This is a genomic window from Streptomyces sp. H39-C1 (genome assembly GCF_027158125.1).
In the GTDB taxonomy this organism is placed as follows: domain Bacteria; phylum Actinomycetota; class Actinomycetes; order Streptomycetales; family Streptomycetaceae; genus Actinacidiphila; species Actinacidiphila fildesensis.
In genome coordinates, this window is the sequence record NZ_JAPVLS010000034.1 from 79,487 (window position 1) to 91,131 (window position 11,645).

9 protein-coding genes and 1 pseudogene are annotated in these 11,645 nt (G+C 72.2%); 7 read left to right on the forward strand and 3 right to left on the reverse strand.

Annotated elements, in window-relative coordinates; all coding sequences use genetic code 11:
* Nucleotides 1–13 precede the first annotated feature (13 nt).
* Together O3W51_RS22855 and O3W51_RS22860 are read left to right on the forward strand one after the other, a co-directional pair.
* On the forward strand, nt 14–571 hold the full coding sequence (locus O3W51_RS22855; RefSeq protein ID WP_307811283.1) for a small secreted protein: 558 nt from the start codon (nt 14–16) through the stop codon (nt 569–571).
* A gap of 227 nt (nt 572–798) precedes the next feature.
* Nucleotides 799–2,328 carry a DUF7059 domain-containing protein gene (locus tag O3W51_RS22860; RefSeq protein ID WP_269287244.1) on the forward strand — a complete coding sequence of 510 codons (1,530 nt, stop codon included), beginning with the start codon at nt 799–801 and terminating at the stop codon, nt 2,326–2,328.
* A 102-nt stretch (nt 2,329–2,430) separates the two neighbouring features.
* Here O3W51_RS22860 and O3W51_RS22865 read toward each other — a convergent pair whose 3' ends face one another.
* The 3 genes from O3W51_RS22865 to O3W51_RS22875 form a co-directional block, all read right to left on the reverse strand.
* Complete coding sequence (locus O3W51_RS22865) at nt 2,431–2,694, reverse strand: TM2 domain-containing protein (protein ID WP_138357097.1); 264 nt, start codon at nt 2,692–2,694, stop codon at nt 2,431–2,433.
* Between the two features lie 145 nt (nt 2,695–2,839).
* Nucleotides 2,840–3,250, reverse strand: a complete 411-nt coding sequence (locus tag O3W51_RS22870) for a DUF2752 domain-containing protein (RefSeq protein WP_244809330.1) — start codon at nt 3,248–3,250, stop codon at nt 2,840–2,842.
* Complete coding sequence (locus O3W51_RS22875; protein WP_138357098.1) at nt 3,243–3,695, reverse strand: TM2 domain-containing protein; 453 nt, start codon at nt 3,693–3,695, stop codon at nt 3,243–3,245. The genes O3W51_RS22870 and O3W51_RS22875 overlap by 8 nt, the downstream gene beginning before the upstream one ends.
* A 117-nt stretch (nt 3,696–3,812) precedes the next feature.
* Between O3W51_RS22875 and O3W51_RS22880 the strand changes: the two genes are divergently transcribed.
* The 5 genes and pseudogenes from O3W51_RS22880 to tmk all read left to right on the forward strand — a co-directional run.
* Complete coding sequence (locus O3W51_RS22880) at nt 3,813–4,811, forward strand: ArsR/SmtB family transcription factor (protein WP_269287245.1); 999 nt, start codon at nt 3,813–3,815, stop codon at nt 4,809–4,811.
* Nucleotides 4,812–5,004: 193 nt separating this feature from the next.
* Nucleotides 5,005–5,499, forward strand: a pseudogene (locus O3W51_RS22885) (ABC transporter permease); the annotation flags it as partial.
* 115 nt (nt 5,500–5,614) lie between these two features.
* Nucleotides 5,615–5,809, forward strand: a complete 195-nt coding sequence (locus tag O3W51_RS22890; RefSeq protein WP_138357101.1) for a hypothetical protein — start codon at nt 5,615–5,617, stop codon at nt 5,807–5,809.
* 171 nt (nt 5,810–5,980) lie between these two features.
* Entirely contained in the window at nt 5,981–8,800 is a 2,820-nt protein-coding gene (topA, locus tag O3W51_RS22895) for a type I DNA topoisomerase (protein WP_269287246.1), read from the forward strand.
* 89 nt (nt 8,801–8,889) lie between these two features.
* Nucleotides 8,890–11,645: dTMP kinase (gene tmk / locus O3W51_RS22900; RefSeq protein WP_269287247.1), on the forward strand; the 2,756-nt coding region annotated here is incomplete at its 3' end.

Genomic DNA, 11,645 nt, shown 5'->3' on the forward strand with positions numbered 1-11,645 from the left:
AGGGACACAACCGGTGAAGAAGAAGCTCGTGGGCGCGCTGTCCGGTGCCGCTCTGCTCCTGGCATTGACGGGATGCAGCAGCGACGACTCGAACGACAAGCTGGACGCCTGGGCGAAGACCGTCTGCGACCAGGCCTCGGCACAGACCAAGAAGATCAACGACGCGAACACGGCCATCACGAAGGTCGACAAGAACGGCAAGCCGGCGGATGTGAAGGCGGCGGACTCCGCGGCCTTCCAGCAGATCTCCGAGGCGTACAAGTCCCTCGCGGACATCGTGAGCAAGGCCGGACCGCCGCCCACCGACAACGGCGAGGTCCAGCACAAGGACACGGTCGCCGACCTCAACAAGGCGTCGGCCGCCTACGCGTCCGTGAAGACCAAGGTCGACGGGCTCGACACGTCAGACCAGGGGAAGTTCGCCGACGGCCTCACCGCCGCCTCGGCGGAGGCGGACACCGCCAACAAGACCGCGGAGACGGCTCTCAACACCCTGCGCAAGGGTGAGGTCGGCAAGGCGATGGCCGACCAGCCCGGCTGCAAGACCGGAGCCTCACCGTCGGCGACATGACAGGTCCGGCGACATGACAGGTCCGGCCGCACGACAGGTCCGGCGGCATGACGGGGCCGGCCGCATGAGACAGGGCCGGCCGCATGACCGGACCGTCGACATGACACGCCCGGCGGGTCCCTGACCCGATCCGAGGGCCCGATCCGAGGGCCCGATCCGAGGACCCGACACGGCCCGGCATCCCTCCGAGGGGCGCCGGGCCGCGCTCGTTCCGCGACAATGGGGGCGTGAGTACCCCGCCCCTCTCCAAAGCCCCGCCCCACCCCGCCCCCGACCACGCGGAACAGCTGCGTGACGCCCTGCGGGCCGCCGCCTTCACCGCCGACGGCTGCCTCGATCTGCTCGGCGCCACCGCCTACGCGGCCCTGTCCCGGGCCGAGACCGTGCCCGCGCTGCGCGCCACGCGCGGCGGCAGCCCGCTGGAGTCGCTGGTGCGGCTCTTCCTGCTGCAGCGGCCGGTGACCCATGAGCGGCTGCGCGCCGCCCTGCCCGTCGACGTGTGCCTCGCCGACGGCTGGCTGGTCAGGGACGGCGACGAACTGCGCGCCACCGTGGACGTCCGCCCGTACGCGGGGGACGGCGGCGAGGACTGGTGGATCGTCTCCGACCTCGGCTGCGCCGTCGGTGGGGCCGGCGGCATCGGTACGGCGCCCGGCGTCGACCGGGCCGATCTGGTGCTGGGCGTCGGAGGGGCCTCCACGACGCTGGCGGGCCTCACCGTCCGCGACGCGGTGGGCTCCGCGCTCGACCTCGGCACCGGCTCCGGCGTCCAGGCGCTGCACGCCTCCCGGCACGCCACCCGCGTCACCGCGACCGATGTGAACGCGCGCGCCCTGCACTTCGCCCGCCTCACCCTCGCGCTCTCCGGCGCGCCGGAGGCCGATCTGCGGCAGGGCAGCCTCTTCGAGCCGGTCGGTGAGGACCGCTACGACCTGATCGTGTCCAACCCGCCGTTCGTCATCTCCCCGGCGGGCCGCTTCACGTACCGCGACGGCGGGATGCGGGGCGACGACCTGTGCCGCACCCTCGTCCAGCAGTCCGCCGCGCACCTCAACGACGGCGGCTACTGCCAGCTCCTCGCCAACTGGCAGCACACCGAGGGCGAGGACTGGCGGGAGCGGTTGGCCGGCTGGGTGCCGCGCGGCTGCGACGCCTGGATCGTGCAGCGCGAGGTCCAGGACATCACCCAGTACGCCGAGCTGTGGCTGCGCGACGGCGGCGACCACCGCGACGACCCCGAGCGGTACGCGGCCCGGTACGACGCCTGGCTGGACGAGTTCGAGCAGCGCAAGGTCAAGGGCATCGGCTTCGGCTGGATCACCCTCCGCAAGTCCGGCTCCGACCGGCCGGCGATCACCGCCGAGGAATGGCCGCACCCGGTGGAGCAGCCGCTGGGCGCGCACATCAAGGACTGGTTCGTCCGCCAGGACTTCCTCCGCACGCACGACGACGCGGCGCTGCTGGAGGCGCGCTTCCGGCTCGCCGACGAGGTGGTGCAGGAGCAGGTGGGGCTGCCGGGCGCCGAGGACCCCGAGCACGTGGTGCTGCGTGCCAACCGCGGGATGCGGCGCGCCACCAAGGTCGACACGGTCGGCGCGGGCTTCGCGGGCGTGTGCGACGGGACGTTGCCGGCGGGCCGGATCCTCGACGCCATCGCGCAGCTGCTGGGGGAGGACCCGGTGATACTGCGCGACCGTACGCCGGACTCGATCCGGCTCCTCGTCGAGCAGGCGTTCCTGGACCCGGTGGAGAACTGACCGGACCCCGGTGGGCACTGATGCGCGCCGGACACACCTCGGCCCGCTCCCGAGCGGAGTAAGGGGAGCGGGCCGAGGCGGAGCGATCAGCGGGACCAGGGACTAGCCCTGCAGCACACGACCGTTGGAGTCGGTGCGGTCCTTGCTGGTGAAGAAGATGATGGCGTCGATGAACGACCAGATGCCGCAGCCGCCGAGGGTGAACAGCTGGCCGAGGGCCATGCCCGTGTGGCCGGTGTAGAAGCGCCCGATGCCGAGGGTGCCGAGGAAGAGCTGCAGCAGGCCCGCGGTGATCTTGGACTTGTCCGACAGCGGACGACCCTGCGGGTCGTAACCGAACGGGGCGTCGGGCGTGGGCGTGGCCATGGATGGCTCCTTGCGTTGGGGACGAAACACCAAAGGGACGTGCGTAGGTGCCCCGCCCCCCGATGCGTGGCCTGATCCTGGCAGCAACGCCTGTCGGTAGTCACATCATTTGACCGGACTTCATGAAAACGTGATCAGAGATGTGCTAGTTGATGTTGCGCAGTACACCCCAGACCAGCGCCCCGGCGATGAGGACCGCCTGGTACCGGCCCGGGATCACCGGCCGGTACGTCCGGCCGCGCAGCCCCTCCGCCAGCCACCGGCCGTAGAGGAACAGGCCCACCGGCGCGAGCACGAACAGGGCCGCGTTGTCATGGAATGCGCCGGGCAAATCGCCGTGCATCAGGTCATAGACCATGCGCGTCGCACCGCACGCGGGACAGAGCAGCCCGGTCGCCCAGTTGAACGGGCAGCGCGGCAACAGGTGCCCCGGCTCGTGCGGGTTGGTCGTCCAGAGGTACCCGGCGCCCGCGAGGAGCGCGAGCGGGACCGAGGCCGGGTGCGAGACGAGACGTCGCACCCGGCCGGCGGTCGGCCGCAGTCGGGTTTCAGCCACGCAGGACGCGACCCTGCGAGTCGGTGTTGTTGTTGCCCGTCAGCAGGATGATGCCGTCGATCAGCGACCAGATGCCGCAGCCGCCGAGCGTGAAGAGCTGGCCGAGCGCCATGCCGATGTGACCGGTGTAGAACCGGCCCACGCCGAAGCCGCCCAGGAACAGCGAGAGCAGCCCCGCCGTCACCTTCGACTTGTCGGAGTACGGGCGGCCGTAGGGGTCGTAGCCGTACGGGGCGGCCGGGTCGCCGGTGTACGCGCCGGGCTGCGCGTAGCCGGGCTGCATGCCCGGCTGCTGCGGGTAGCCGTAGCCGGGCTGGCCGCCGGCCGGCTGGCCGTACGGGTTCTGCGGGGGCTGCTGCGGCTGGCCGTACTGCGGGTAGCCGTATGCCGCGCCCGGCTGCTGCTGCGGGTCCTGCGGCTGGCCGTACGGGTTCTGGTCGGACATGGCGGGTGGCTCCCCCTGCTGAGAAACGTCGGGCGTCGGACACATCGGTTTTCGGTCGACGCCGCACATCTTTCCAGCTCGCCCGAGTGCACGTCCCGCCCGGGGCAGAATGCGAGGGTGATCCGCATAGAACTCGACGAGGCGTCGCTCGGCCGCACACGCATCGCCATGAGTCCGCTGTGGGACGCGTTCTGCAGCCTGCACCTGACGAAGCCGGGCCGGGAACCGTCCTGGCCGTACCGCAAATGGGTCGGCCGGGCCCGGCACGTCCTGGCGTCCGACGACCGGACGGGACCGCTGCGCGCCCTGTTGAACGGCCCGCTCGGCTTCCCCGACTTCATGCTGCCGCGGCCGCTCGGCACCGGCTCGGTCGAGGCGGAACTGGACGTGCTGCGCGCCACCACGCGTGAAACGGTGCAGCTGCAGATCGCCGAGCACTTCCCCGACGGGCTGCCCGAGCTGTACCGCCCGTACCTCGACGATCCGCGGCGCGCCTGCGGCGAGCTCGCCGACGCCTACTCCGCCTACTGGTACGCCGTCCTCGAACCGCACTGGCCGGTCATGCGCCGGCTGGTCGAGGACGAGGTCCTCATCCGGGCCCGGACGTTCGCCACCGAAGGCGTCGACGCGCTCTTCGCCGGCCTGGAGGCCCGTGCCCGCTGGAACCCGCCCGTCCTGGAACTGACCAAGCACATCGAGGCCGACTACCGGGCGGGGGAGCGCAGTCTGCTGCTGGTGCCGCTGGTCTTCGCCGAGGGCTGCCGGCTGTACTCCACCGACGACCCGGGCGTCATGGCCGTCTCGTTCCAGGCCCGCGGCGCGGGCGCGCTGCGCGACGAGCCCGAGGAGCGCACCGACGACCGGCTCGGCGCGCTGCTCGGCCGCGGGCGGGCCACCGTGCTGCGGGAGCTGGCCGCGCCGCTCACCACGGCCGGCCTCGCCGACCGGCTGGGGCTGGCGCCCTCGACGGTCTCGGAGCACCTGTCCGTGCTCGCCGAGGCCGACGTCGTCAGCCGCCACCGGGTCGGCCGCAGCGTCTACTACCAGCTCACGGACACCGGCCGGGCGCTGCTCGCACTGCTCAGCGGGGAGAACGTGCTCAAAGCCGTCTCCTGACGGCCGGGCTCCGGCCCGCCGGGTCGGCCGGGGTGACGATTCGGGGGTCACCGAATCAGTCGCCGGCGCCCGCCCCCGCTTCGTAGCGTCGCCCGCATGCTGGCAATCGACGCGCACCAACTGCGGCGCACCTACCGTTCCCGCACCGGATGGCTGCGCCCGCGCACCACCGAGACCGAGGCCGCGCAGCAGGACCGCCCTGTGGACCGGCCGCGCGCTGCCCTACGTCGTCAACGGTCTCTTCGTCACCGTCTTCACCCTCGCGGCGGGCGCCCTGCTGCTCGGGCTGCGGATCCCGGCCGCCGCCCTGCCGGGGCTGGCTGCCGCGATCGGCGCGGCCGCCCTGTCGTGCTCGGTCTTCGGGATCACCCTGGGGGCGCTCGGGCTGCGGTTCCGGGACGTCTTCCTCGTGTCGAACGTCGCGAGCGCCGTCCTGCTCCTGCTCACCGGCGCGAACGTGCCGCGCGGGACGCTGCCCGGCTGGATGCGGACGGCCGGCGACCTGCTGCCGCTGACCCACGCGACCGGGGCCGCCCGGGCGCTCGCCGCCGGGGGCACCTGGCGGGCCGCGCTGCCCGGGATCGGGGCCGAGCTGGCGGTGGCCGCCGGGTACACCGTGCTGGCCGTCGTCCTGCTGCGGATCTTCGAGCGCGGCAGTCGGAAGCGAGCCACGCTGGATGTGATGTAGCGCTCGGTTGTCGGCCGCCATTCACCCGGGGTTCGCCCGGACGCCGTACGGAGGTGCGAGTCTCCGGCGCGAGCCGCAAAAAAGCCGCGAAGACGCAGGAAGAAGGGGGACGGGCATGGAGAGCACACCCGCACTGTTCGCCGGAACGGTCTTCGCGCTTTTCGGAGCGGCGCTTCTGGTCTGGGCGGGGGCGCGCACAGCGGGTCGAGCACCGGTGACCCAGGGCGGCGGCCCGGTGGGGGCGGCCCTGACCATTCTTTTCGGAGCGGCGTCGCTGGTCGCCGGCGTCTGGTGTCTCGCACAGGTATAAGCGCACGTCACGCTGCCTGGAAACGGACCGGGCCGTCGGGCCGTGCGGCAGGAATGACGGTTGTCGGGTTACCGTTCGAGTGGCGTTGCGGACTTTTCGCGTTTGACATGGGACCGGGATGTACGGTCACACTCCGCAGCGAACCCCTTCGACCCGGAGAGAAGAGCGAAGTTGTCCCCGACCCGCGAGACCGCAAAGAGCGGCCGCCGACTCGTCATCGTCGAGTCGCCTGCCAAGGCGAAGACGATCAAGAGCTACCTCGGCCCGGGCTACGTGGTCGAGGCCAGCGTCGGGCACATCCGCGACCTCCCCAACGGGGCCGCCGAAGTGCCGGCGGAGTTCAAGGGCCAGCCGTGGGCTCGCCTCGGCGTCAACGTAGACAGTGACTTCGAGCCGATCTACGTCGTCAACGCCGACAAGAAGGCGCAGGTCAAGAAGCTCAAGGACCTGCTCAAGGACTCCGACGAACTCTTCCTCGCCACCGATGAGGACCGCGAGGGCGAGGCCATCGCCTGGCACCTGCAGGAAGTCCTCAAGCCCAAGGTCCCGGTCCGCCGGATGGTCTTCCACGAGATCACCAAGGAAGCGATCCAGGCCGCGGTCGCGAACCCGCGCGAGCTGAACCAGCCGCTCGTCGACGCCCAGGAGACCCGCCGGATCCTCGACCGCCTCTACGGCTACGAGGTCTCGCCGGTCCTGTGGAAGAAGGTCATGCCGCGCCTGTCGGCCGGCCGTGTCCAGTCCGTCGCCACCCGACTCGTCGTCGAGCGGGAACGTGAGCGCATCGCGTTCCGCACCGCCGAGTACTGGGACCTGAGCGGTACCTTCGCCACCGGCCGCACGGGTGACGCCTCCGACCCGTCGACCGTCTCGGCCCGTCTGACCAGCGTCGACGGCCGCCGTATCGCCCAGGGCCGCGACTTCGACGCGTCGACCGGGCGACTCAAGGACAACGCGACCGTCCTCCACCTGGACGAGGCGAACGCCCGCGCGCTCGCCGCCTCGCTCGCGGACAGCGCCTTCGCCGTCCGCAGCGTCGAGTCCAAGCCGTACCGCCGTTCGCCGTACGCCCCCTTCCGCACGACGACGCTGCAGCAGGAGTCCTCGCGCAAGCTGGGCTTCGGCGCCAAGGCGACGATGCAGGTAGCGCAGAAGCTGTACGAGAACGGCTTCATTACCTATATGCGTACGGACTCCACGACGCTGTCGGAGACCGCGATCAAGGCCGCCCGCGCGCAGGTCACCCAGCTCTACGGAGCCGAGTACCTCCCGGAGAAGCCGCGCGTCTACACCGGCAAGGTGAAGAACGCGCAGGAGGCGCACGAGGCGATCCGCCCCTCCGGCGACCGCTTCCGCACCCCCGCGGAGACCGGTCTGACCGGCGACCAGTTCCGGCTCTACGAGCTGATCTGGATGCGTACTGTCGCGTCCCAGATGAAGGACGCGGTCGGCAACTCCGTCACCGTGAAGATCGGTGGCACGTCGAGCGACGGCCGCGCGGCGGAGTTCTCCGCCTCCGGCAAGATCATCACGTTCCACGGCTTCATGAAGGCCTACGTCGAGGGCGCGGACGACCCGAACGCCGAGCTCGACGACCGTGAGCGGCGGCTGCCGCAGGTCAGCGAGGGCGACGGGCTCACCGCGGAAGAGCTCACCGTCGACGGCCACGCCACCAAGCCGCCGGCCCGCTACACCGAAGCCTCGCTGATCAAGGAGCTCGAAGAGCGCGAGATCGGCCGCCCGTCGACGTACGCGTCGATCATCGGCACGATCCTGGACCGCGGCTACGTCTTCAAGAAGGGCACGGCCCTCGTGCCGTCCTTCCTCTCCTTCGCCGTGGTCAACCTGCTGGAGAAGCACTTCGGCCGGCTCGTCGACTACGACTTCACCGCCTCCATGGAGGAGGACCTCGACCGCATCGCCCGCGGTGAGGCCCAGGCCGTGCCGTGGCTGCGGCACTTCTACTTCGGCGGCGACGACACCGCGGCCAAGGCCTCGGCCGCCGACGCCGGCAACGGTGACGGCGACCACCTCGGCGGCCTCAAGGAGCTCGTCGAGGACCTCGGCGCCATCGACGCCCGTGAGATCTCGTCCTTCCCCATCGGTGAGGGCATCGTGCTGCGGGTCGGCCGCTACGGCCCGTACATCGAGCGGGGCGAGAAGGGCGAGGAGAACCACCAGCGCGCCGACGTCCACGAGGAGCTGCCGCCGGACGAGCTGTCCGTCGCGTACGCCGAGGAGCTGTTCGCCAAGCCGAGCGGCGACTTCGAGCTGGGCACCGACCCCGCGACCGGCCGCCCGATCATCGCCCGCGACGGCCGCTACGGCCCGTACGTCACCGAGGTCCTGCCCGAGGACACCCCGAAGACCGGCAAGAACGCGATCAAGCCGCGTACCGCGTCGCTCTTCAAGTCCATGCAGCTCGACACGGTGACGCTCGCCGACGCCCTCAAGCTGATGTCGCTCCCGCGCGTCGTCGGTACGGACGCCGAAGGCGTCGAGATCACCGCGCAGAACGGCCGCTACGGGCCGTATCTGAAGAAGGGCACCGACTCGCGCTCCCTGGAGACCGAGGACCAGCTCTTCGACATCACCCTCGACGAGGCACTGGCGATCTACGCGCAGCCCAAGCAGCGCGGCCGCGCCGCCGCCAAGCCGCCGCTCAAGGACCTGGGCACCGACCCGGTCAGCGAGCGCCCGGTCGTCGTCAAGGACGGCCGCTTCGGCCCGTACGTCACCGACGGCGAGACGAACGCGACGCTGCGGACCGACGACGACGTCGAGACCATCACGCCGGAGCGCGGCTACGAGCTGCTCGCCGAGAAGCGTGCCAAGGGTCCGGCGAAGAAGAAGGCCACGGCGACGAAGGCGCCCGCCAAGAAGGCGGCGGCGAAGAAGACCACCACGGCCGCCAAGAAGACCGTGGCGAAGAAGTCGACGGCCAAGAAGACCACCGCGAAGAAGACCACGGCGGCGCAGACCACCGAATAACCCGCCGAAACACCGGCTCGTCCATGACCCCCCGCCCGTTTGTTCGGGCGGGGGGTCATGGATTTCCGTGCTCCGGATAGGCTGTCCGAATGACGCGAATCGAGCGGCCAAGGGACGTGACCGACGCTTTCGCCGGCGACCTCGCGGCGGACTCGCGCGGGCGGGCGGTAGGTGCCCTGCTGAAGATCCCGCCGCTGCGGAAGCTGTGGAGCGCCCAGCTCACCGGAGGCATCGCCGACCGGCTCGGCATGCTGGTGCTGATCTGGCTGACCGTGCAGGCAGCCGTCCTCGCCGGGTCCTTCGGCGGCGGCTACCGGGGCGCGGCCTTCGCCGTCGCCGCGGTGCTCGGCGTCCGGCTGGTGTCCACCCTGCTCTTCGGCGCCGTCCTGCTCGGCCCGCTGTCGGCGCTCACCGCGACCGCCGGCGCCCTGGACCGCCGCTGGACCATGATCGGCGCGGACGGCGCACGGCTGGCGCTGTTCATCGTCGCCCCGCTGTGGATCACCTGGGTGCCGTCCTCCGCCGTCACCTGGCTGCTCGTCACCGCCTTCGTGGCCGGTATCGCCGAACGCCTGTGGACGGTCGCCAAGGACGGCGCGGCCCCCGGGCTGCTCCCGGTCCCGACCCCCGGCGACACGGCCGTACGCCCCGCCCCCGACCACCTCGCGACGCTCCACCGCCTCGACCTGCGCACCGGGTTCGTCGCCCTGCCGCTCGCCGCGGCCGCGCTCGTCGTCGTGACCCTGCTGAACAGCCTGCTCGCGCTCGGCGTGAACTGGTTCGACCTCCACCAGGTCGCGCTCTCCTCCTACGTCGCCGCCGGGCTGTTCTCCGCGTCCATCGCGGTGCTGTACTTCCTCGAACTGCCCGACACCACGACGGTCCGCCCGCACTCCCCGCTCGAAGGCCTCCGGCTCCCCAAGGGACCCGACGGCTCCGAGCGCGGCCGCACGGGCGCCCTCCCGCTCCTCGTCCTGGCCACCGCGGGCGTGGCCGGCTCGATCGCCGCCGCCGTCGCCCTGTCGGTGTTGCACGCACTCGACCTCGGCTTCGGCCCGGTCGGCTTCGGACTCCTCGTCCTGGCACTGACCGCGGGCACCGTCACGGGCATCCGGGTCGGACCGCGCACCCTGCCGACCCTCTCGCGCCGCCGCCTGCTGGCCATCGCCATCGCCGTCACCGGCCTCGCGCTGCTGCTCACCGGACTGGTCCCCGACCAGACCACCGTCCTGCTGCTGGCGGCTCTCGCCGGCACGGCCGCCGGCGTCACCGCCAACACCGGCCACCTCCTCATCGAGCAGGAGGCCGAGGAGCAGCGCCGCGCGCGCACCACCGACCACCTGCACGCCGTCGTCCGCGTCGCGGTCGCCGTGGCCGCCATCGGTGCCCCGGTGCTCGCCGGACTCATCGGCCCGCACCGCCTCGCCAACGGCCACTTCACCTTCCAGCACGGCGGCGCCGCCTTCACGCTCATGCTGATCGGCGCGCTCCTGCTGCCGGTCGCCGCCCTCGTCCTCGGCAAGACCGACGACCGCCAGGGCGTACCGCTCCGCCGCGACCTGCGCGAGGCCCTGCGCGGCGGCGAGCCCGCCGCGGCGCCCTCCGCCACCGGCTTCTTCATCGCCATAGAGGGCGGCGACGGCGCCGGGAAGTCCACCCAGGTCGAGGCGCTCTCCGAATGGATCCGCGCCAAGGGCCACGAGGTCGTCGTCACCCGCGAACCGGGCGCTACCGCCGTCGGCAAGCGGCTGCGCTCGATCCTGCTGGACGTCTCGTCCGCCGGTCTGTCACACCGCGCCGAGGCGCTGCTGTACGCCGCCGACCGCGCGGAACACGTCGACTCCGTCGTCCGTCCCGCCCTGGAACGCGGCGCCGTCGTGATCTCCGACCGCTACATCGACTCCTCCGTCGCCTACCAGGGCGCCGGCCGCGACCTGGCCCCGACGGAGATCGCCCGCATCTCCCGCTGGGCCACCGACGGACTGGTCCCCAACCTGACGGTCCTCCTCGACGTCTCGCCCGAAGCGGCCCGCGAGCGCTTCACCGAGGCCCCGGACCGACTCGAGTCCGAGCCCGCCGAGTTCCACCAGCGGGTCCGCGCCGGCTTCCTGACCCTCGCCGCCGCCGACCCCTCCCGCTACCTCGTCATCGACGCCGGCCAGGAGCCCGAAGCGGTCACCACCGTCGTGCGGCACCGCCTCGACCAGGCACTGCCGCTCTCGCAGCAGGAGATCGACGCCCGCGAGGAAGCCCGCCGCCAGGCCGAGGAAGCCGCCCGCATCCGCGCCGAGGAAGAGGCGGCCCGGCTCGCCGAGGAAGCCCGCCTCGAAGCCGAACGCCAGGCCCAGCTCGCCCGGCTCCGCGAAGAGGAGGCCGAGCGCCAGCGGGAGGCCGAGGAGGCCGCCCGCCGCGAAGCCGCTGAGCAGGAGGCCGAAGCGGCCCGCCTGCGCGCCGAGGAGGCCGCCCGCCTCGCCGAGGAGGAACGGCTCCGGCTCGCCGCCGAGGCGGCCGCCCGTGCCGCAGAACAGGACCGGCTGCGCCGCCAGGCCGAGGAGGAGTCCCGGCTCCGCGCCGAGGCCGAGGCCCGCCGCCTGGAGAAGCAGCGCAAGGCCGAGGACGCCCTGCGCCGCGCCGAAGAGGCCCGCGCGGCAGCAGCCGCGGCCGCGGCGGCAGCGGCGGCAGCCGCCAGCCACACCACGCAGACCGTGGAGACCCCGAAGCCGGCGCCCAAGGCTCCGGACGCGGAGACCACCGTCCTCCCGCAGGGTCCGAAGACCCGGGCAGCGGCCGAGTCGCCCGTCCACCCGCCGGTGCGGGAGACCCTGGCAGCGGACGGGACCTCCGG

Excerpts from the sequence above, each read along its gene's own strand:
- O3W51_RS22865 (WP_138357097.1), bottom strand. The coding sequence starts at position 2,694 with ATGGCCACGCCCACGCCCGACGCCCCGTTCGGTTACGACCCGCAGGGT.
- O3W51_RS22875 (WP_138357098.1), bottom strand. The coding sequence starts at position 3,695 with ATGTCCGACCAGAACCCGTACGGCCAGCCGCAGGACCCGCAGCAGCAG.
- O3W51_RS22890 (WP_138357101.1), top strand. The coding sequence starts at position 5,615 with ATGGAGAGCACACCCGCACTGTTCGCCGGAACGGTCTTCGCGCTTTTC.